Origin of the sequence: Streptomyces sp. MZ04 (assembly GCF_004684775.1) — a bacterium.
In the GTDB taxonomy this organism is placed as follows: Bacteria; Actinomycetota; Actinomycetes; order Streptomycetales; family Streptomycetaceae; genus Streptomyces.
On record NZ_SRIC01000023.1, the window covers coordinates 12,148 to 33,067 of the forward strand.

Here is a 20,920-nt window from a genome sequence, read left to right on the forward strand (position 1 = left end):
GCGGGATTTGAGACCCCACAATTGGTGTCGGCGACGAGGTCTGGGCGAAGCTGTTGTGGGCCGGCCTCAACCTCGATCCCGCGGATCTTCCGCAGACCCGGTCCGGCCACTTCTACCCCTTCGAGCTGGTCCGCGCGGTCACGTTGACCTGGCTGTTCTCCGGTCAACGCAGCAACGAGATATCCCGGTTGAGGCTGGGCTGTATCCGCTGGCAGCACGACGGGAACTCGATCGCGGGCGACTCGCAGCAGGTACTGGCCCGCGACGCGGTCTGCCTCCTCGACGTTCCGACCCACAAGACCGGCATCGCCTTCACCAAGCCGGTCGACCCGATCCTCGGCCAGGCCATCGACGCCTGGCAGGCCGTCCGCCCGGACCAGCCGAAGTTCACCGACCGCCGCACCGGCGAGAACGTCGAGCTGCTGTTCGCCGTTCGCGCCCGCCGCGTCTCCACCAGCTACATCAACAACACGATCATCCCGATGCTCTGCCGCAAGGCCGGAGTCCCGGACGCCGACGTCCGCGGGAACATCACCAGCCACCGAGCCCGCTCCACCATCGCCAGCCAGCTCTACAACGCCAAGGAACCGATGACGCTGTTCGAGCTGCAAGCCTGGCTCGGACACCGATCACCGCAATCCACCCAGTACTACGCGAAGATCACCCCGAACACTCTGTCCAAGGCGTACTCCGAAGCGGGCTACTTCGAGCGGAACGTCCGCACCATCGAGGTCCTCGTCGACCGCGACGCAGTCGCCTCCGGCGCCGCCGCGACCGGCAAACCCTGGCAGCACTACGACCTCGGACACGGCTACTGCACCTACACCTTCTTCGAGCAGTGCCAGCACCGCATGGCCTGCGCACGCTGCGACTTCTACACCCCCAAGGACTCCAGCAGGGCCCAACTGCTGGAAGCCAAGGGCAACTTGCAGAAGATGGCCGTCTCGATCCCGCTCACGGAAGATGAGCAAGCTGCCGTCACCGACGGCCAGAGCGCGCTCGACCGCCTCCTCGACAGACTTGCCGACACCCCCACCCCGGCCGGACCGACACCCCGACAACTCGACGTTCCAACGAACGCCACCCTCTTGCCGATCCTCGACGTCCGCCAGGGCAAACCACAGCAAGCTTGACAATTCTGATTCCACAGAATGATGTGGTTGACGCGGCCCTCGACGGGGCCGGAGTTCCAGTGGGTGGTCAGGCCCTGGATCACGGCGTCCCAGTCCTTCTCGAGTCCGTGCGCGAAGGTGTGGAGTCCGGGCAGGTCCTCGGCGCGGGCGGCGGTGATCCAGTCTTTGAGGTGTTGGCCGGAGCGGATGGTGAGGATCTGAGCGAAGGCTCGGACGAGCTGGTCGGCGGCGGTGAGTTCCGGGCAGCGGGCGAGGATCTCGCCGAGCTGGAGGCGTTCGTCGTCGCGCAGGCGGTCGGGGTGGCGCATCATCCAGGTGGTGACCTGGCGGACACCCGGTGGTGCCGGGGCGACAGTGCGGATGCGGCGTCGGCGCCTCGGCCGCAGGTAGTGGCTGAGGATCCGGTAAGTGCCCTGGTAGCCCAGTTCTTTGAGCTCGGTGTGCAGACGGACGGCGTTCGTGCAGCCTTCCGCCCATCGTTTGTCCACGTAGGGCTTGTAGGGGTCGATCTGGGTGCGGCGAGGCTGGTGGCGTCCGGTCAGCAGTTGTTCGGGGATCTCGGCGCGGGCGACCCGGCGGACAGTGTTGCCGCCCATGTGCAGTTCCCGGGCGATCTCGCGGATGCCGTGTCCCTGGTCGAGGAGAGCATGGACGACCCGGTGGCGCTCGCGGATAGCGGCCTCGATGGGCGACATCTCCTTCGTCGTGTCCTGCTCGTCGGCGAAGGAGATGTGCACGATGCCGTTCTCGTCGGCGTCGGGTGGGTTCAGGCAGGCGTTGTGCCGGCGCCAGCGTTCCACCGCGGTCGCGAGGTTCTGCCAGAGGTGGAAGGGATCGGCGACCTGAACGGCCTGGGGCGCCCCGGTGCGGGCGCCGTCGGCGTAGGCGTAGCCGCCGGCCCGGTCCCGGCAGATGATCTCAGGGCCGGGATGTTCGCGCAGCCACGAGGCCAGGGTCTCGACGTCCCGGCCGGGCAGCAGGTCAAGCGGCTGGCCGGTCTCGCAGTTGATGAGCACCGTGCCGTAGTGCTGGCCGCGGCGGGTGGCGAAGTCGTCGACGCCGAGCACCCTTGGCGGTGTCCAGGCGGGGTCGGGCAAGGCCATCAGCAGCCGCAGCAGCGTCGTGCGGCTGACGAGGCTGTGCAGGACCACCGCGAAACGGGCCCCGGCCAGAGCGACCGCCACCGCCTCCAGCCCACGGCACCACACGAGGGTTCGTCTGCCGTATCGGACCGTCAGGCCGTCGACCTGTTCGACGAAGGTACGACGCGGGCACTGAGCGTTCTCACAGTACAAACGGCGCACGGTGAGCCGGATCAGTACCGGCTGACCACCGACGGGGCCGTCGGCCAGGCGGCGTTCGTAGGTGCTGTGCACCCTGCGGGACGCCGTAGCACAGTCCGGGCAGGACACGCTGTGATCCCGGGTTCTGGCCCTGATGTGGACCGTCTCGCCTGCGAGGGACACCCGCTCCACCAGCACTGAGCTGAGGTACGGGAACAGCACACCGACGAGCTCGTCGCACGACACCACGGTCCCAGATGACGCTACGTCACGAAGCCGGAATCCCGGTGATCGTCCTCACGAAAATCTTGCCTGATCCTCTTTTTGAAATCAATGAGGCCACCCCGACCCCTCCCGAAATGACAATAGATCACCGGGAGTTGATGACATACGGTCGCCGTTCATCCCTTCAAAGGAGCATCCATGAAGGTCATCCAGAAAACTGTTCTCGGCGTCGCCGGTCTGGCACTCTTAGGAGGCGCGGCCCCCGCCTACGCGGCGGGCTCACAGCAGGTCCAGGACGTGCAGGTCCAGGCCGCCCCCAAGTACAAGATCCTCAAGAACCTGTCCTACTCCGGCCCCGGCAACATGCCCCTGCGGCTCGGCTACTACAACAAGAGCAAAGACGCTGGCTTCGGCTGGACGAAGATCAAGAACAAGCACAACATCACCAAGTACTCCGCCGTCCAGGCGCTGACGAAGTCGCCGAACCGCAAGAAGGTCCCCAAGAGCAAGGCGTCGTACTCCCTCACCGCTTACGCCGGTAAGTACAAGTGCAGCAGGGGGGTGTGCCGCCTCGTCAAGCAGTACAAGGTGACCGCCACCGTCAACGAGGAGCACAAGGGTGGCTCGAAGTACAAGTTCGGCGTCGTCACCGAGCACATCATCGGCCCGGAGCGTGCCCCGAACTGGGTGACGAAGTCCCTGGTCAAGCTCAACAAAAAGGGCGGCCGTGCGGCCACCGCGCAGAAGGTCAACGGTGAGTCGCTCGTCGGCTCCTACAAGCCGCTCACCAAGACTGTCAAGGCAAACAAGGCCGCAGCAGCCGACTTGGACTACCGGGGCTCCTACAAGCTCATGAAGTAGCAGAAGGCATCTGCACGCAGCCCCTCAGCCCCGCCGCTCCTGCGGCGGGGCTGAGGGCATTCGAGAAGGAGGGATGACATATGACGAAAGGGCCGCGCAGCCGGGGGCGGGGAGAAGTGATCTATTCCGGCTCCTACACGCCGCCTGAGCCGAAGGAGGACGAATGGGATGAGGCGCCGAGCGCCGAGGAGGAACGCGCCGGTGACTTCCTGGTCACCGTCGCCTGCATCATCGCCCGGCAGGGGGCGTGCGGTCTGCAACTGAGCGCGATCGACATGACGGGCCTCAGCGTCACCTTCACGCAGGGACGGCCGGATGCCCGGATTCCTTTCCTGGAGACGGCCCTCGGCGAGGGCGAGCGGTTCGAGGACAACCTGTTCGGCTGGGCCCCTCTTTCCTGCTCCCCGGGCTGGGCTCACCTGGCCTATCTCATCCGCTCTGTGGCTTCCTTCACCTGCGGTCCGCTGCGGTTGCTGAACGTCGCGGTGTGTCAGGAGCGGCGCGCTGACCTCACGTTCGCGTTCCGGGAGCAGAAGTGGATGATCCGGATTCCCCTTGAGGGGCGTGAGGAATCGCTCTTTGATCCTTATTCGCGGCTTTTGGAGCTGTTCCAGACCAGGGAGTACCTGCGGCATGCTCGCAGCGTTCAGGGCGATGTCATCGAGGTCGGGGCGCCGGGCCGGATCTTCTAGTACTCCAGCCGTAGATCGCTGGTGCGACGTCCGACCGACCGCGCCTATGGGTGCGTGTCCGTGATCGCGATGACCTCGTCGAGGCGGTCCAGGGCAGCCTGCATGTCGTCGATCTTGGCCTGGATGCGGTCCCGCTCGGCGCGCAGCATGGCTCGTTGCTCGGCGTCGGTGTGCCCGGAGTCCCAGCACGGAAGGAGATCCGTGATCCTTCGGCTGGTCAGGCCAGCGGCAAACATCTGTTGGAAGAAACGGACCAGGGGGACGGCATCCTGCCGGTAGAGGCGCTGGCCGGATGGGCTGCGCTCCGCGATGAGCAGCCCCTGCTGCTCGTAGTAGCGCACGGCGCGTACCGAGACGCCGGCGCCCCGCGCCACCTCGCCGATGCGGATCAGCCGCTCGGCCGCGGCCTCTGTGACGGTCATGGTGATTCCTCTCCCCCCGGCCCTGATGACCAGCACTTGCCCCTGACGCCAACGTCAGGTTTTAGCGTACCGGGCATGGACATCAACAACTCAGTTGCCCTTGTCACCGGAGCCAACCGCGGCCTGGGCCGCGCCTTCGCCCAGCGCCTGCTCGAACGGGGCGCCCGCAAGGTCTACGCGACGGCCCGCCGGCCCGAGAGCATGGACTTGCCCGGGGTCGACGTGCTGCCCCTCGACATCGCCGATCCCGCATCCGTGAGGGCCGCAGCCGAGGCCGCCCCGGACGTCTCGCTGCTCATCAACAACGCGGGGATCCAGACGGGGACCGACCTGGTGACCGGTTCGCTGGACGCGGTACGGCACGAGCTGGAGACCAACATGTTTGGCCACCTGGGAATGATCCGGGAGTTCGCGCCGGCGCTCGCCAGGAACGGCGGGGGCGCGATCGTCAACGTCCTCTCCGCCATGTCATGGTTCGGGGTCAAGGGCGCCAATGCCTACCACTTGACCAAGGCCGCCGCCTGGGCCATGACCAACGGCGTCCGCCTGGAACTCTCCGAGCAGGGCACGCTCGTGACAGCGGTGCACCTCGGTCTGGCCGACACCGACATGGCGGCGGGCTGGCCCGTGGACAAGATCGCTCCGTCGGACCTGGCCGACGCGGCGCTCGACGGTGTCGAGGCGGGCTCCGCCGAGGTCCTCGCCGACCAGTGGAGTCGGGACGTCAAGTCCCGCCTGCCGCTGACGCCGGAAGAGTTCAACGCCGCGATGGACCGCGCCCTGGCGGCGCTAACGGCGGCATGAGGGGCCCCTCGGGCCGCACTGACTTCGGTCGGTTGCTTCTGAACTCAGTCAACTAACACTCCATCCGCAGTTGTGGATCTTCATGTTGTGGCCTCGCGTCGGCGGTAGTGGCAGTCGCGGGCGCGGGCTTGGTGTCGACGACGCCATAGGGACCAGTGCAGGCGATGGTCGCGTTGGCCGTTCGGGGCTGCGGCGGGCAGGGCGAGTAGTCGCTGTATTTCGTTGCAGGTGAGGGCGATGAGCACGGTGGGGGCGGGGTGTTCGTAGTGCTCGCCGGCGCGGATGACGGCCAGGAAGGCGTGGGCGAGCATCGCGAGGGTCACCCAGCGCAGCCAGGAGGTGTGGCGGCGGACCTGGTGCTCATCCAGGCCGGCGAGGCCCTTGCCGGCCTGGAAGGTCTCCTCGATCCGCCAGCGGGTTCCGGCGACGCGGACCAGGGCGGGCAGCGCTACTGGCCGTGGGCTGAAACAGCGGTAGTAGGCCACCTCGCCGGTGGTGCGGTTGCGGCGGATCAGTAGCTGGCAGGTGCCCGCCGAGTGGGTGGGGATCAGGTCGACGGCGGCCCAGTCGTATCGGCGCGGGCCTTTTGCGCCGGCGCCCGCGGACAGCTGCTGCCAGCCGCGTCGGGGCACCTTGCGCATCGGCACGTCGACACGGAACTTGCCGCCAGTGGTGCGTACTTGGGTGCGGCAGGAGACGGCCATGACGTATCCCGTCGCGTGCGTGGCGATCGCCGACAGCAGGGAAGGGTTGCCACCGTAGACCCCGTCGCCGGTGACCCAGCCGGCCGTGTGACCGCCGGCCCAGAACCTCTCAAGCATCGCGGCGGCGAGCTGCGTCTTGGTGGCGAAACGCACCCCGTCGGGGTCCAGGCCCGCCCTGCGGCACCGTTCGGGATCATCGGTCCATGCCCTGGGCAGGTACAACTCGCGGTCAACGGTGGCGTGTCCACGCGGCGTGGCATGGACAAGATAGACCGCGACCTGGGAGTTCTCGATCCGCCCAGCGGTGCCGGTGTACTGGCGCTGCACCCCGACGGTTTCGCCGCGAACCCGAACGAGCACTCGCCATCCTGGGCATCACCAACAACCCAGACACTCACGGAACTTGATCAAGCCCTGGCGGGGCTGGGATGGCACACGGAATGCTAACGAGTCACCATTCGATGCGGACGTAGACAATATTATTGGAGCCGGGGTCGCCACTGATCGTAATCTTGTAGTGCAGGTCAACGGCGGCGGGCACGGCAAACGACAAGCCCACATCATCGGTACCGTTCGTATCCGTTTCTTGCCTATCAGCGTAGGTTGCGCCTTGGTCGTCCTCAGACCATATGTCGACGCTGATATGTGTTACGTATGCGCTAGAGAATGAGAACGATACAGAGGTCGAGCTTTGATTGACAATCTTACCATCAACAGGAGTGAAGCTCGACATTTGAAATGACGAAGTAGACATGATCTCCTCGCTAACTCCGGACGGGACCGCCATTTACCCCAGGCCCACCGTCTCGGGAACTCCACAGTACGGGAAGCCAGGGGATTAGGTGCTTATCGCCAACCATGATCATAGTGCTGCGGGTGCCGACTAACCGACCTGTGGCATCTAGAGGCACTCCCCTCTTCACAATTTGACGTCCGCCTGATGACGCTATGCTGAAGGACACATCGGCTCTGGCGAGTGGGTGAACGTTATTCGCCTGTTTCGGGGAGCCAGTGCCCCTCTATCCAGGATCGGCGCAGTTATGACCAGTCAGAGTCAAATATGGAGAATCGGACTCCTGCGATTCCTTCTGGATTTTCACCGGTTCCGCCTGAGCAGGCCCCGCCCCCTTCCGCTGAAAGGAAATAGTGGGCGGCCGTCGGATATGGGGTATGTCCCGTATCGTCTTGCTCCAAATCCCAATTGATAAGCTGCGTCTCTTGTCCCCCTGGCGCGATCGAGCCGAAAGTCCCATCAGCGAAATTTCCGGTCCCAAAGGGAGCTGCCGTAAGTCGCACTGTGCCGCCCGTGGCGATAGTGCGACTTGATTTGTTGAATATCGTTGCCTGGATCGTAGCGCTGGACGCGTTCGAGTCCACTACAGCCGCGTCGATCTCTGTCATTGCGCATCTCCAATCTCGCGTTTCTCAGCTGGTAGAAACCCATGCCCGTGTTGGCGCGTAGCGTCCGGCCCATCGATCGCCGTCGAGACCTCCAGGCAGTCGCCCACCGGTCATCTCGCCGATCGTGCCGCGGTCGGTCAACCGTGGAGAAACTGGTATCCGATCCACACTTGGATCCGGGTGAGTCCGTTCAGGTTCAGTCCTGTGTCGAACTGCTGTTGCGGGATTGTCACCTGCCAGCTTCCGCCGACGCCTCGTCCCCAGAACGCCAGCGATGTGGGGGCGGTAAGGGGTGGGTCATCGCCGAATCCTTCCTCGGGCGGCAGCAGCGGGGTCGTCTTAGCGTCGCGGGTGCTGACCTTGGGCAGCAACCATGTCCCGCCTACGCAAGCTGATGTTCCAAAATTTTTCTTGTTGTGATTTGGTGTGCCACTGCGGCGGCGATACGCCATGCTGGCGCGGTGGTCGTGTGTTATTTCCAGGATGAGCCATATGGCCGGTTCCGCAACTTCGCGCAACCATGCCACTCGGTTTTTGTCAACCTGGTTGAGAACGGCGCGAGTTGGCGTTGGTGCTGTGAACCGCAGGTAGTGGTGTGGGTGATGCGCCGGTGCGGGAAGTACGTGGGGGACATCCCGTATCTCCCCGTCGGCGACGGTCAGTTCCCTTATCCGGTGACGCTGCTGGACCTGCACTCCAAGCGGCTGGTGGGCTGGTAGATCGCCGACCCATATGCGCACCGAACTGGTCATCGACGCCCTCAGGACGGGAGCCTGCGCGGAGCGATCATCCACTATCAAAGGGGGAACCCCTGTGAAGTTCCGAATAAAGCGTCGGTTCGCGCGCATGGCGCCGATGGTCTTGCGGGATGGCCGTGCAGGGCTTGATCAAGTTCCGTGAGTGTCTGGGTTGTCGATGCCGTGGGCACGTTCGTGCAGGGTGCGGCCGTTCTGCGCACCGTGGATGCGCTGCACGGTGAGCAGCGGCGCGTCGGCGAGTTCACCGATCGTGGTCAAGCCAACCCGGGCCAATTGGCGGGCGGTTGCCGGTCCCACGCCGTAGAGCGCAGTGATGGGCTGGGGCCGCAGGAACGCAGCGATCGCGTAGGGCTCGTCGTCGATGACGGTGATCTGGCCGCGCGGGGTGGCCGCCGCGGCCATCGCCGAGAGCAGGGCGTTCGGAGCCACCGCCGCGGTGCTGGCGGCGCCGTACAGGGCCAGCGCCCGCAGCCTGACGAGTTGGGCCAGGCCCGCGGCGTCGCGCCGGAAGTAGCCCAGTGCGCCGGTGAGGTCGAGGTCGATGCCGTCGGGCGGCAGCGCCCTCAGCCGAGGCGTGATCCCCTCCATCAGCGAGAGCAGCTGCTCGAACAGTCCGCTCTGCCCGTCGTGGGGTAGGTGGAAGTGGACCCGGGTGATGCACCGTGTCGTGCTTGGCCGTCGGGCCGGGTTGCTGGTCATGGTCATCCCGCCGATCCGGGGGAGCGGTGTCCGAGGCGGCGTAGGTCGGCGGAGCGGCTGCCGGCGGGCTGGAGGTCGGCCCAGGCGGCCAGTTGGGATCCGGCGGTGCCGTCCTGCAGTACCCGCCCCGGGCTCCCCTCGGCGGCCGCGGGTGTGGTGGGTTGGGCGGGTGTGGGTGCGGTGGTGGTGTGGCCGAGGAGGTCGAGGGCGGCTTGGGGGCCGTGGTCGCGGCGGGTGGCGGCGACGGCTTCGAGGTCCCAGACCATTTCGCCGACGACGGTGCGGCGCGGGCCGCGTGCCTCCACCGTGCCACGTACCAGCAGCAGTCCGGAGTGGAAGATGGTGTGGGCGCAGGCTTCGTGGGAGTCCTCGAAGAAGGCGAGGTCGACGAGTCCGAAGCCGTCTTCCAGGGTGACGAAGATGACGCGTTTGCCGGAGGGGATGGGTGGGGTCTGGGTGGAGGCACGTACGCCGGCGACGAGGATTTTCTGGCCGGGGTGCAGGTGCTGGAGGTGGGCGGCGTCGGTGGCGCCGATCTCGCGGAGCAGCCGGTGGTGGTGCTCCATCAGATGTGCCGAGACGTCGATCGAGAGGACCTCGAGTTCGGCGCTCATCCGCTCGCGGCTGGAGAGTTCCTGCAGGCCGCTGGGCTTGGCCGTCACGAGGTCGCCGCCGAGGGCGAGTTGGCCGTCGGCGGTGGTGCGGTTGCGGGTGTGCCGGTGCAGTTCGGTGGCCTGCAGCAGCAGATCCCGCCGCGTCAGCTCGCCCTTCACTGCGTCCAGGGCGCCGATCTGGATGAGGCGCTCGGCGATCGGCATGGAGGGTCTGGCCCGCTGCCAGTAGTCCTGCAGTGAGGCGTAGGGCTGGTGGGCGGCGATGCGCGCGGCCTCGGCCTCGCTCATGCCCTTGACCGTGGACAGCGCGAGCCGCACTCCCCACCCGGGCTCGGTGGCTTCGACGCGGTGCTGGGGCTGTGAGTGGGAGATGTCGACGGGCAGGACGGGTACGTCGTGGCGGCGGGCGTCGGCGACGATCACCCGCATCGGCCACATCCCCGGATCGTGCTCCAGCAGCCCTGCATACAGGGCGGCGGGGTGATGCGCCTTGAGCCATGCGGACTGCACCGCCGGGATGGCGAAGGCGACGGCGTGGGCGCGGCAGAACCCGTACGCCCCGAACTCCTTGATGACGTCCCAGACTTCGTGGACGACCGGCGTGCTGTAGCCGCGCTCCGTGGCCGCGGTCTTGAACCAGGTCTCGACGCGGGGGAGGCGTTCGGGGTTGGCCAGGGTGCGGCGGGCGACGTCGCCGGCGGCGCGGTCGCAGCCGGTCATGGTCGTGAGGATGGCGATGATCTGCTCGTGCCAGATCACGACGCCCATCGTGTCATCCAAGATCGGTTCGAGGTCTGGGTGCGGGTAGTGGGGTGCCGCGCCGTGCCTGGCCTGGATAAAGCGCGCGGGCATCCCGCCCTTGACCGGGCCGGGGCGGAAGAGGCTGATGTCGGCTATGACATCGGCCATGTGCCGCGGCTGGAGCCGGCCCACGAGATCCTTCTGTCCCGGCGACTCGATCTGGAAGCAGCCCAGCGTGTCCGAGCGGCGGATCATCTTGAACGTCGCTTCGTCGTCGAGGGGGACGTGGTCGGGGTTGTCGAGGTCGAGGAGCTGTCCGGTGGTGCGGTGGATCTCGGCGACCGCGTGGGCCATCGCCGACTGCATCCGCACACCGAGCACATCAAGCTTGAGGAGGCCGAGGTCCTCCACGTCTTCCTTGTCCGCTTGGACCATCGGGTAGTTGCCGCCGGGGGTGGGCTGCACCGGCAGCCGGTCCAGCAGCGACGCGTTGGAGAGGATCACGCCGCACGGGTGCATGGCGTAGCCGCGCACGAGGGCGTCCAGCCCTTCGGCGAGCTCGAACAGCGGCCCGAACTCCTCCTGCCGTGCCGCGAGCTGGCGCAGCTCGGGGAGCTCGGCGAGCGCGGAGCGGATGTCGCAGGCGCGGATGTGCGGGAAGCTCTTGGCGATCATGTCGATGGTCTGCGGGTCGATGCCGAGCGCGAGTCCGGTATCGCGCAGCGCGTGTCTGGCCCTGTAGGTCTCGGGCATGCCGGTGACGGCGACCCGCTCGCTCCCGAACCGCGTGAAGATGCGGTCGTAGACCTCCAGGCGGCGCGCGGACTCCACATCGACGTCGATGTCGGGCAGCGACGTACGCCGCTCCGAGAGGAACCGCTCTTTACCGACCGGCGAGCTCACCGGGACGCGCTCAACCTGGGGCGATGTGTCGCGGTCGTGTCAGGGATGGCCTGCTTCCTTCTCGGATGTCGGGCCGCAGGTAGGCACCCTGAGCCTCGCGGCCACCCGGCGTCACGGCATGCCCGCACCGTGACGCCCCGGCTGCACACTGCGGACGGGCTACGTCATCAACTCGATGTGCGGGTGCTCGGGCTCCGCCGGGCAGACGAACAGGTGCTGCCGGTAGCCGCTGCCTATCTGGACACCGGTCGCGTTGTAGCCGCGGTGGCCGGGGTACGGTCCAGCACCTGGGTGGGGGTGCGGAGACCAGCTGTTCCCGGCGTCGTCCCCTTCCTCGAACGTGGCGACGGTCATCAGGACCTCCATGCCGGTGCCGCACTCGGAGCAGGGCTGCGAGCTGGGGTCGGTGGAGTTCCAAGCGGGCCAGCCGCCGACCTTCCAGCCGGGTGCGTTGGACAGCACACAGTCGTAGTACGTGTCCGGGTCCATGTCTTCCTCTGCTGCCTGCGGCACACTCCACTGCTTGAGCTGCTCCCGCAGTTCTTCGCTCAGCTCCAGATGGTCGGGGTACTCGGTGATCTGCTCCGGTTCGAGCACGCACGGTTCCGGTAGATAGCCGTCGAACTGCACTGCGGGCGGCTCGGGGGGCGTGTCGAGAATGTCGGTGACGGCGCCTGCCGAACGCCAGAAGAGCAGGGTCCTGGGCATGATCGGATGATCGAAGGGGCACCACAGAACCTGCAGCAGGTCCTTGCCCTCCGGCGGGCTCAGATCGGGCACATCCCTTACGTACAGCTGCGCGACGGGCAGCATCGCTATGGGGCCGTCGTACGCCTGGACCGCCAGCCTCACCGGATACGCCCGAGGGGGTCGGATCCGCTCGAGAGTCTCCCGTTCCTCCGGAGTCAGGTCCCGGCCGTGCGAGGCGGCGAAGATCTGTCGTTCCAGCCGCAGATCCGCCGGGGACTGGGCTGGGTTGATGCCATCCACCACATGCGGTTCCTCGCAGTGCGGCCACGGCTCCTCAGCGGGCCACAGCAGCGGCCCGCCGATCGAGCTGTCGTGCCACGTCGGCGCCCCAGGGCGGGGGTGCAGGCGGGTCGCCGTGCGGGCCAGCGGAGCCAGTTGGGGAAAGACCGCGGCAACGTCGATCGGCCGTGGCGGAGTGACAGGAGTGACATTCATGGCCGCGATCTTGCCAATCGCCTCTGACAACGGCCCTCGTGGCCGCCCCACGAAGAGTTCCGGCACGGGCGTCACCCGGGAGAGCGCTACCGCCGGTCCGTTCCCGGCAGATGGCCCGCGAGCAGGTCCACGATCGCCGCGTGTACCTCCCTGTCCTCGCGCACCCCCTGCCCGATCCGTCTCCTGTCTTGCTTATCCACCCTAGACCATGAATAGCGCAAGTGTTCGAACGGGTAATACGCAAACTTCGCACTTGATTGTGACTCGCAGCGATAGTTGGCCAGTCGCAGCGTTAGTTGGCCACAAAGGCGCCCTGAAGCCCGAGGCCCCTCCAGCCAGGCGGGGTCTGGATCGTAGATTGTGCCCATGATCGAGGAGACGTCGCCCGAGCGGTTAGAGCGGTCCACCAGACGGAGGCACGCTGCCCCGAAGAAGGCGAAAGGCGGGGGCGGACTGTTGCGTTCGTCTGCGCTGATGGCGGCGGGAACAGTGGTCTCGCGTGCCACCGGACTGATACGGCAGGTGCTGCAGGCGGCCGCGCTCGGCACCGGGCTGTTGGCCACCACCTACAACCAGGCCAACACGGTGCCGACCAGTCTGTACTTCCTGCTGATCGGCGGCGCACTGAACTCTGTCCTGGTCCCCCAACTCGTACGGGCCCGCGCAGAGGACGCCGACGGCGGCGCCGCCTTTGAACAACGCCTGGTCACCCTGGTGCTGTGCGTCCTCGGCGCGGGGACCGCGCTGGCCACGTGGGCGGCCCCTGAGATCATCAGCGTCTACCAGCGCGACACAGCCGCCACGCACGACGCGTTCGAGCTGACCGTGACCTTCGCCCGCTTCCTGCTCCCGCAGATCTTCTTCTACGGCGTGTTCAGCATCTTCGGCCAAGTCCTCAATGCCCGGAACCGGTTCGGCGCGATGATGTGGACCCCGGTCCTCAACAACCTCGTCCTGATCTCCATGTTCGGTCTCTACCTAGGCCTGATGACCGCCCCCGAACAGGTCTCGGACGTCACCGACACCCAGGTCAGGCTGCTCGGGATCGGGACCACACTCGCTCTCGCCCTCCAGGCACTCGCCTTGATCCCCTACGCTCGCGCGGCCGGCTTCCGGTTCCGGCCGCGCTTCGACTGGCGCGGCACCGGCCTGCGCAAGAGCGTGAACGCGGCTCGCTGGACCCTGCTGTTCGTGCTGGCCAACCTCGTGGCGAGCACAGTGGTCACCCGCCTGGCCTCCTCCGCCGACGCCGCTCTGCCTCACGACGGCGTCGGCTACACCGCCTACAGCTACGCCCAGCAGATCTGGATGCTGCCCCAGTCGATCGTCACTGTCTCCCTCGTGACAGCCCTGCTCCCGCGCATGAGCCGGGCAGTGACGGAGCAGCGCGTCGACGACCTGCGCGCCGACCTGTCCCGCGCGCTGCGGATCAGCGGCGTGATCATCGTCCCTGCCGCCTTCTTCTTCCTCGCCTTCGGCCCGCAGATCGCTCAGCTGCTGTTCGCCCACGGCGCCGCCGACACGGCAGCCACCGTCCCCCTGGGCCACATGCTGCAAGCCTTCGGCCTCGGACTGATCCCGTTCTCCGCCCAGTACCTCCTGCTGCGCGGCTTCTACGCCTTCGAGGACACCCGCACGCCGTTCCGGATGGCGGTGGCGATCAGCGGCATCAACATCGCTCTCGCCACAACCTGCCACCTCCTGTTGCCCCCGCGCTGGGCGGTCACGGGGATGGCTGCCGCCTACGCCTTGTCCTACGCGATCGGCCTGCTGCTGACCGCCTTGCGTCTGCGGCGGCGCACGGAGGGGCTCCTCGACGGCCGGCGCATCTGTCGCACCTACACAAAGCTGACCGCAGCCGCCACCGTCGCCGGGGCTGCCGGGTGGCTCATCGCCCGCTCCTGCAGCCAGAGCCTGACGTCAGTCTCTTTGGCGCCCGCGCTCTCGCTCGCCGCGGGCGGAATCGCGATGGTCCTGCTGTTCCTGTTCCTTGCGCGACTCCTGCGGATCACGGAGCTGCGCAGCCTGCCGGGGCTGGGGTGACTCAGGCAGCCACCCACCTGGATCCACCTCAAGAAGCACGCCTCCACGCAGCTCCGAGGCGACGTCGAGGCCGCAGTGGCCAACTATCTCTGAGCAAAATGGCCAACTGTCTTTGAGCACAGCCCGGTCACCAGCGGTCTTGCGACCGCCTCCGGCCAACTATCGCTGCGAGTCACATTGATGCATGTCGGGCACATGTCAGGGGTGTGAGGGCGGGCGCGTCCCGGTCTGCGGGCCGTGGCGACCGGGGTCTCCCGGCTGCAGCTCCAGCACCTGCATCTCAAGATCGGCCGCACGTTTGTCGGCGAAGCGCAGGTTCGCGCGGGCTCCCTCGAGCCGCTCCTGGAGCCGTCGGTGTTCTCGGGTGAGCTGTTGGACGCGGTGCTTGAGGTTGGTGTTCTCGGTGACCAGGGCCTCGACGGATTCGCCGGGCGCGGTCTGGCTGAAGTCACGTACCTGGCCCATGAGTTCACCGATGCGGTGCCGCTGGACGTAGATCTCCTTCTGTGCGCGGGTGAGCTCGGCCTCGGCGTTGAGGGCCCGTTCCCGCCAGGTGGCCTCGATGCCGTCGTGCTCGGCGGAGGTCGTGCGGTCGTGGCGGCTCTTGCTGTCCGCGATGGCCGCTTGGACGCGGGCGCGGGCCTCGGGGTTCTCGTACAGAAAGGTGGCGGAGACGGCCGCCCGTGCCGCAATGGCCCGCACGGTCAGCCGGCCGCGCTCTCGGCGCAGCTGGCCGATGGCCACGTCGACATCAGTCAGTTTCTGCTGTGTCTGCCGTTTGCGGGCGGCCACTGCCGCTGCGGTCTGCCCGGGAACCGAGGTCACGGTGCCCTGATGGATGTGGCTTGTCAACGGTCCTCCTCCACGTCGTCGTCCGTGGCGGCGTACTCGTCGACGGTGTCGATGATTTCCTCGCCTTCCTGGCGGGCGAGTTCTTGGGCGCGAAAGGCCGTGCTCCACACCCGCCCGAAGTAGTCCTGGGGGCGCCGTAGGTCGAGGGCGAGGGCCTCGTCGAGCAGGCCCATACCGGCCAGAGCCCTTTCCAGCCCGTCGATGGCCCGCGCGGTCGGCTCGAAGATCTGGTGGAGGTAGTCGGCGGTGGCGTTGTCCGGTGCCTGTTCGGCGAGCATGTTCCACTGCTCGCGCTTGCGGTGCCAGTAGACGAGGTCGGCCCCGGACATGACGAACTTGTCGCAGCTATGGCAGTTCAAGTTCCACGGGCAGCTCCCGCCGTCGACCACCGGCTGGAAGGTGCAGAAGCCCCCCTCGGCCGGGGTGGATTTGCGGGTGAGGTCCAGCGAGAGGGCCTCGGCTTCTTCGCGGCTCATCGGCTCACCGCCGGACAACAGGACGCCGGGCTCGGCGGCACCGGGGCCGGTGACCCAGATAGCGGTCAACGCGTCGTTGAGCCTGGGATCGTCGTGCGCCAGGTGCACATAGTGCTCCGCCATCTCCTTCGAGATCTGCCCCAGGTAGCGCTTGACATGGACCAGGTCGGCGCCGTTCTTCAGCAGGTTCGTGGCCAGGGTGTGGCGGGCCTGGTGGGGCACGCCGTGGCCAAGATCGAGAGTGAGCAGCCACTCCCGGAAGGAACCGATGAAGCCGCCGTAGCTGACGCCCCTGAGCAGGTTGCGGTTTCGCACCCGGCTCGGGAACAGCGCGATGGCTTTGCGTTCCGCTTCCATTGGCGGGCGGCCGTAGCGCTGGATGAACAGGGCGCGGGTCTTGGCCTGTCGTTGCTCGATGCGCGTGAAGAGGCGTTCGGGGATGCGGATGGCCTGGTCGTAGTTCCCGACCTTCGTCTGGTCGTGCCAGAACAGAGGTAGTCCGCCCAGCCGGGCGATGCATGCGTAGCGGACCTGAAGGACCTCGTTGGCTCGGCGCCCGGTCAGGACCAGGGTTTCCCAGGCGTCCCGGAGGCCGCGGTCCGAGAGGTCGAAGTCCGTCATCAGCTGCAGGTTCTTCTCGTCGGCCAGGGCCCGGGCGAGGTCGTCCGGGAAGGGCGAACGGCGCCGTACGGGAGGGCGATAGGAGGGGATGGCGACGACGAAGGCTGTCCAGGCCGATCTGGTCGGTGACGCCTGCATGCAGGGCCTCGCGCAGGATGCGGCGGCAGCCGCCGAACACGTGGGACAGCATGATCGGTCCGTGCTTGCAGGGCTTGCCGGTGCGGCTGTCGCCGCGGGTGCGGCGCTGCAGTCCCAGTGTCGGCAACCGATGCTCGGCACGGTGCCGTTGGTCTGCGGCGAAGTCGATGGCCAGGGACTTGTCGAGTACGCGGGGGTCGTGGCCCCCGCCGGGAGCACGGGCTTCGAGGAAGGCGCTCAACTCGACGAACGCGCGCCGGTTCTGGTCGAGGATGCCGCCCGACCGGGGAGGCTTGGTCAGCAGCCGGTCCGCCATGGAATCCCACAGCAGATCGCGCAGCCAGCGCTGCGAGACGCCGGTCAAGTCCCAGTGCGACCCTCGGCCTGGGAAACGGACTCCGAACTGCTCCGTCGCGATGTAGCCGGCGTCCTTGCTGTCCTCTCGGGTGAAGTAGACGAGCCGCAGATACCGCAGCATCGCCTTGGCGATCGACTGGTAGCGCAACCACCGACCGCCTGCTCCCTGCTCAAGGTCGAGGTCGGCCAAGGAGTTGACCTCGTGCCGCCGGCATTCCTCGGCGAGCCTCTGGACGTCGGGCAGCGCCCACATCGTGCCCTGCCGTTCGTCCGGGACCTGGCCATGGTGGAACATGGCCCACTTGATCTCGGCGCGGACGAGCGGGCTCAGGCCCAACAGGGTCAGCTTCCCGTCCGAGCGATAGAACGACTTGGTCCGTCGGCACCACCGGCGGAACTCCGCCTTGTCCGCATACGAGACAACGGGCGTGGACTTCTTCCACTCGGTCAGCATGCGGCCCCAGTTGTACGGGACGCTCGCGCCGCCGGGCTGGCCGTCATGGCGGTACACGAGGAAGTGACGGCGGCACAGCCCCAGCAGGTGCACATCTCCGGGCACGCCACGACCTGGCACTGCCCGAAGTGCGGCAGCCGCGGCTGCCCGGCCACCCACTCGTCAAAGTCCTGCTCGATCCCACCTGCCTGGCGCGTCTCGCGGCGGTAGGTTCGCCACCGGTTCTTGTGCAAGAAGCAAAGAGGGCTGTTGCCCCAGGCCGGGACATCGACGCAGATCAGACACTGAGGCGGCGTTCTGACCCACAAGCGCGGTTTGAGCGGCTGGGCCTCGCGCAGAAAGTCCGCCAAGATCGCGTCCGTCCCCAGCATCTTCCCCCGCTGCGTCCACTCTCTGTAGTGGGTCGTGCAGAACTCGCGGGTCTCCTGCAGTGCCCGCTCGCACCCCGGAACCCCGCACTGCCACGCGAAGGTCGCATGGTCGGGAGGCACCACGATGACGTCATCGCGCAGCAGGGCCTCGAAGTTGGGCGCCTCGATCAACGCGGTGAGCACCTCCAACCGGTCCGAGAAGGTCCGGCTGCTCACCCCGCCGACATCCACCACCGGCAGGAGTACACGGGTCGGCTCGCTCATGCGTCCTCACCCCATACCGCCGTCAGCGCGGCCTGGAACTTCGGGGAATGCAGATCGGGATGTCCGTAGACCTCGTCGACCATCCGCGTCGAAGACCAGTTGCCGAGCACCTTGGCCACCATCGGATCGTTGTCGGTGGCGTCCATGACCTTGGCGGTTGTCGTATGCCGGAAGCTGTGGGGCTTGATCCGCCCCGGCAGACCGGCCCGCCGCCCCGCCCGGCGCAGCATGCCCCGGGCCGCGTCCGTCGTCCACGGGTCGCCGCGCCGTGGCCCAGCCATCTGGATCAGCAGCATCCCGTGCCCGCCGGCGTGCTTCGCGTACTCCGTCGTCATGTACGTGAAGTAGGAGCTGATCATCGCGGGACTCACTCGGAAAATCTCCCCACCCGAGATGACCCCGTCGCTCAACTCCCAGTCGGGCTTGCCCTTCGCCGCGGCCCGGTTCGGATTGACCCACCGATGGCACACGTGCACATGCGGAGGACCGCACTCTCCACAGGCCGCACCGTCCCGCAGGTGCAGATCGACCAAGTGCAGTCCGCACAGCGCGCCAATCCGCATGCTCGTGTCCGACAGCCAGGTCACAACCATGTCGTCGCGCGCGGTGTTCACGACCTGCTGCAGCTCCGGCCGGGCCCCGTCCGGCAACATCTTCGGATGTCGCCTGCGGGTACCGTCCTTGGGCGCCAACGGATTCGCCGGCATCGAGGACTTCACGTGCCCGAGCAGCGCCCGGTCCCGGTCCAGCTGATTCGGCAACCGGCTGACCGACAGCTCAGCCCTGAGCTCCTCGTTCGTGCCGAGCTCCGCGCACTGGTGAAGGTAAAACCCCTTCAGGCAAGCGGCCGTGACCTGCAGCGCCGAGGTGCCGTAAGGCCGTTTCGGCGGCTGTCGCCACGGCTGCCCGTACGGCAGCGCTACCTTCGCCCCCACCGCGCCCATGTACCGGTGAAGGTCTCGGAGAGTCAGCGAGTCCGTCGTAAGTCCCTCGCAGATCCGCCATCGAAGGTGATCAACGAGGTGGTACGCGTAGGTCTTCTGCGTGCCCGTCCCCTCGAAGAGCTGCAGGAAGCGATCGGACTCTTCCTCCACCGACCCATCCGGCCAGACGATCGTGTAGGACAAACCACCGCCTGCTCGAGGGATCACCTGCACCCGGAGGTCCCCAAGGACCATCAGACTCCGCACTCCACGCCTTCCATCATTCCTGTACGTATCGGACCGAACTGGAGTGGTCGGTAAAGGGAAACGGCACGGGCTCAGCAACCACCTGGATGAGCTACACGAGCACCATGGGGGCGGTCGGTAAACCGCTCAAAGAGAAGCCGGTGGGTGATCGGGTTGGCCGTCGCCACGAAAAGGCTGTGATTGACCATGGACCCGGCGCCGGACCCGCGGGCCGCGACCCTGATCCCCATCGCCCGGACGTCCGCGACGACTTGGGCGACCGCGAGGAAGTACGGCTCGTAGTGCAGGCGGCCGATCACCTCGAGCTCGTAGTCCAGCTGCCGCACCGCAGCCGTGTCCGACTCCAGGCCGCGGGCGAGCATCCCGGCCTCGCAGCGCTGCCGCAACAGCCGCATCGCCCCGCCCCGCTCCCGGGGGGCGCCCACTACATGGGGTTCGGGGAAGTGCGCCCGGCCCAGCACCAGATCGGCCACCGGGTCCAGGACGCAGGAGGCGGCGGTCGCCTCGGTCTGCGCGAGCAGCGCCGCCGCACACTCCGGGCCGCCACCCGCCGACGCAGCGATCCGCGCCGCCACGGCAGGATCTCCGTCGGCCCTTTCAGCCACCGTTCCCCGCCGTCCAACTGCCCGCGGTCGATGGGACGCAGCAGCTGCGCGGCATCCAGCACGTCGGCCAGCCGATGCTGGTCCGGATCCGCGTAGCGCACGTGGTTGGACAGGACGACCGGGATGCCGAGCTGCTCGCCCACCTGCACGGTCCGCCCCGCCAGCCGAAGCGAGCCCGCACCCGTCCCGGTGCGCCCCAGGTAGACGGCCTCCAGCCGCAGCCCCGGCCCCGCGATCCTCCGCCACGGCGTGAGCAGCTCCTCCGCGAGATCGGGGCGCCCGGACATGAGCGCGGACACCGGCTCCGAAGCCGGACCGAACAGCACCACCAGGCCGTTACCGAGGTGCTCCTCGAGCACCGGCCAGGCCGCCACCGGCACCCCGTCCACCGGACGGGCATGGGCCGCCGACACGATCTGGCACAGCCGCGCCCACCCGCCCGCATCCTGCGCCAGCAGCGTGACACGTCACCGCGCCTCGACGACATGCGCCCCGCCGCGCACCGGCGTCCGCGGCCGCCCTGACGGGGGGTCCGGCCCCGCGGTGGGGGCGACGGCGAGGTCGACACCGAAGAGCGGGCGGATCCCGGCGGCCGTGCAGGCCTTGGCGAAGCGGACGGTGCCGGCCACGGTGTCGCGGTCGGTCAGCGCGAGCGTGGTGATGGCGCGCTCGACGGCGCGACGCACGAGGTCGTGGGGGAGCGAGGCGCCGTAGCGGGCCGAGTAGCCGGAGGCGACGTGAAGATGGGGAAACCCGGAGGCGTTCACGTTCACCTCCGATGACACGAGAAGCGATTCAAGCCAGATGGCTCGATCTACAACTAATGTATCGAACATAATTCGAACAGTGCGAGTCATCTACCCCGCGTGCCGCATCCGCAACCGGCTGTGGCTGAGCGCCTTACTTGGCCTCTGAGCGTTCTGGTTAGCCTTGGTGACCTTATAGGTGGGCCCACAGGAGAGCGCGCTCAGTCGCACGCAGGGCGGCCAATGTCGACAGTGCTCTCGTGGTGGCAGTTACCAGCAGTCGTCGTAGACGTTCATGAAGGGGGCGCCCCCCGTGGCGACCGCGTTAGGGCCCGGCCGCGGGTGCACCCCGTATTTGTCTCCGACGAAGGATTGCTA

Annotated in this window: 14 protein-coding genes and 4 pseudogenes; 5 read left to right on the forward strand and 13 right to left on the reverse strand. The window is 67.3% G+C overall.

All coding sequences use genetic code 11. The features are described from left to right. The first annotated feature begins 53 nt into the window (after positions 1 to 53). Positions 54 to 1,133, forward strand: a complete 1,080-nt coding sequence (locus tag E2651_RS46095; RefSeq protein WP_348541612.1) for a site-specific integrase — start codon at positions 54 to 56, stop codon at positions 1,131 to 1,133. Between the two features lie 23 nt (positions 1,134 to 1,156). On the opposite strand, the pseudogene E2651_RS08110 reads toward E2651_RS46095, so the two are convergent. Beyond that, a pseudogene (locus E2651_RS08110) lies at positions 1,157 to 2,665 on the reverse strand (ISL3 family transposase); the annotation flags it as partial. A 174-nt stretch (positions 2,666 to 2,839) separates the two neighbouring features. Between E2651_RS08110 and E2651_RS08115 the strand changes: the two are divergent. Then, complete coding sequence (locus tag E2651_RS08115; RefSeq protein WP_135330350.1) at positions 2,840 to 3,502, forward strand: hypothetical protein; 663 nt, start codon at positions 2,840 to 2,842, stop codon at positions 3,500 to 3,502. Between the two features lie 80 nt (positions 3,503 to 3,582). After that, complete coding sequence (locus E2651_RS08120; RefSeq protein WP_135330351.1) at positions 3,583 to 4,194, forward strand: hypothetical protein; 612 nt, start codon at positions 3,583 to 3,585, stop codon at positions 4,192 to 4,194. 44 nt (positions 4,195 to 4,238) lie between these two features. On the opposite strand, the gene E2651_RS08125 is transcribed toward E2651_RS08120, so the two are convergent. Next, complete coding sequence (locus E2651_RS08125) at positions 4,239 to 4,616, reverse strand: MerR family DNA-binding transcriptional regulator (protein WP_135330352.1); 378 nt, start codon at positions 4,614 to 4,616, stop codon at positions 4,239 to 4,241. Between the two features lie 75 nt (positions 4,617 to 4,691). Here E2651_RS08125 and E2651_RS08130 point away from each other — a divergent pair, with 75 nt between their 5' ends. Next, positions 4,692 to 5,420: an SDR family oxidoreductase gene (locus tag E2651_RS08130; protein ID WP_135330353.1), complete on the forward strand. Its 729-nt coding sequence runs from the start codon at positions 4,692 to 4,694 to the stop codon at positions 5,418 to 5,420. A gap of 80 nt (positions 5,421 to 5,500) precedes the next feature. Here E2651_RS08130 and E2651_RS08135 read toward each other — a convergent pair. From E2651_RS08135 to E2651_RS08160, 6 genes and pseudogenes are all read right to left on the reverse strand, one after another. Then, positions 5,501 to 6,469, reverse strand: a pseudogene (locus E2651_RS08135) (IS701 family transposase); the annotation flags it as partial. Between the two features lie 106 nt (positions 6,470 to 6,575). Next, positions 6,576 to 6,878: a hypothetical protein gene (locus E2651_RS08140; protein WP_135330355.1), complete on the reverse strand. Its 303-nt coding sequence runs from the start codon at positions 6,876 to 6,878 to the stop codon at positions 6,576 to 6,578. A 784-nt stretch (positions 6,879 to 7,662) separates the two neighbouring features. After that, positions 7,663 to 8,052, reverse strand: a complete 390-nt coding sequence (locus E2651_RS08145; RefSeq protein WP_135330356.1) for a hypothetical protein — start codon at positions 8,050 to 8,052, stop codon at positions 7,663 to 7,665. A 360-nt stretch (positions 8,053 to 8,412) separates the two neighbouring features. Beyond that, positions 8,413 to 8,982, reverse strand: a complete 570-nt coding sequence (locus E2651_RS08150) for a hypothetical protein (RefSeq protein WP_135330357.1) — start codon at positions 8,980 to 8,982, stop codon at positions 8,413 to 8,415. A 2-nt stretch (positions 8,983 to 8,984) separates the two neighbouring features. Continuing rightward, positions 8,985 to 11,219: pseudogene (locus tag E2651_RS08155) on the reverse strand (DNA polymerase III subunit alpha); the annotation flags it as partial. 180 nt (positions 11,220 to 11,399) lie between these two features. After that, on the reverse strand, positions 11,400 to 12,425 hold the full coding sequence (locus E2651_RS08160; protein WP_135330358.1) for a hypothetical protein: 1,026 nt from the start codon (positions 12,423 to 12,425) through the stop codon (positions 11,400 to 11,402). A gap of 366 nt (positions 12,426 to 12,791) precedes the next feature. Between E2651_RS08160 and murJ the strand changes: the two genes are divergently transcribed. After that, a complete protein-coding gene (gene murJ, locus E2651_RS08165) occupies positions 12,792 to 14,468 on the forward strand; it encodes a murein biosynthesis integral membrane protein MurJ (protein ID WP_135330359.1) in 1,677 nt (558 codons plus the stop codon). 198 nt (positions 14,469 to 14,666) lie between these two features. Here the strand turns inward: murJ and E2651_RS08170 are convergent, their stop codons facing one another. The 5 genes and pseudogenes from E2651_RS08170 to E2651_RS08190 all read right to left on the reverse strand — a co-directional run. Further along, on the reverse strand, positions 14,667 to 15,320 hold the full coding sequence (locus tag E2651_RS08170) for a DUF6262 family protein (RefSeq protein WP_209446093.1): 654 nt from the start codon (positions 15,318 to 15,320) through the stop codon (positions 14,667 to 14,669). Beyond that, a complete protein-coding gene (locus E2651_RS08175) occupies positions 15,317 to 16,555 on the reverse strand; it encodes a site-specific integrase (protein WP_209446094.1) in 1,239 nt (412 codons plus the stop codon). Before E2651_RS08175 ends, E2651_RS08170 begins: the two co-directional genes overlap by 4 nt. 804 nt (positions 16,556 to 17,359) lie before the next feature. Then, entirely contained in the window at positions 17,360 to 18,001 is a 642-nt protein-coding gene (locus E2651_RS08180; RefSeq protein ID WP_135330360.1) for a hypothetical protein, read from the reverse strand. Then, positions 17,998 to 19,128 (reverse strand): tyrosine-type recombinase/integrase, encoded by a 1,131-nt coding sequence (locus E2651_RS08185; protein WP_245238657.1) that lies wholly within the window; start codon positions 19,126 to 19,128, stop codon positions 17,998 to 18,000. The genes E2651_RS08180 and E2651_RS08185 overlap by 4 nt, the downstream gene beginning before the upstream one ends. A gap of 182 nt (positions 19,129 to 19,310) precedes the next feature. Then, positions 19,311 to 20,563, reverse strand: a pseudogene (locus E2651_RS08190) (PHP domain-containing protein); the annotation flags it as partial. Positions 20,564 to 20,920 lie beyond the last annotated feature (357 nt).

What these genes read in the sequence shown, in the direction of transcription:
- E2651_RS08160 (WP_135330358.1), bottom strand. Translation starts at nt 12,425, where the DNA reads ATGAATGTCACTCCTGTCACTCCGCCACGGCCGATCGACGTTGCCGCG.
- E2651_RS08115 (WP_135330350.1), top strand. Translation starts at nt 2,840, where the DNA reads ATGAAGGTCATCCAGAAAACTGTTCTCGGCGTCGCCGGTCTGGCACTC.
- E2651_RS08140 (WP_135330355.1), bottom strand. Translation starts at nt 6,878, where the DNA reads ATGTCTACTTCGTCATTTCAAATGTCGAGCTTCACTCCTGTTGATGGT.
- E2651_RS08180 (WP_135330360.1), bottom strand. Translation starts at nt 18,001, where the DNA reads ATGAGCGAGCCGACCCGTGTACTCCTGCCGGTGGTGGATGTCGGCGGG.
- E2651_RS08130 (WP_135330353.1), top strand. Translation starts at nt 4,692, where the DNA reads ATGGACATCAACAACTCAGTTGCCCTTGTCACCGGAGCCAACCGCGGC.
- murJ (WP_135330359.1), top strand. Translation starts at nt 12,792, where the DNA reads ATGATCGAGGAGACGTCGCCCGAGCGGTTAGAGCGGTCCACCAGACGG.
- E2651_RS08120 (WP_135330351.1), top strand. Translation starts at nt 3,583, where the DNA reads ATGACGAAAGGGCCGCGCAGCCGGGGGCGGGGAGAAGTGATCTATTCC.
- E2651_RS08150 (WP_135330357.1), bottom strand. Translation starts at nt 8,982, where the DNA reads ATGACCAGCAACCCGGCCCGACGGCCAAGCACGACACGGTGCATCACC.
- E2651_RS08175 (WP_209446094.1), bottom strand. Translation starts at nt 16,555, where the DNA reads ATGCAGGCGTCACCGACCAGATCGGCCTGGACAGCCTTCGTCGTCGCC.
- E2651_RS08125 (WP_135330352.1), bottom strand. Translation starts at nt 4,616, where the DNA reads ATGACCGTCACAGAGGCCGCGGCCGAGCGGCTGATCCGCATCGGCGAG.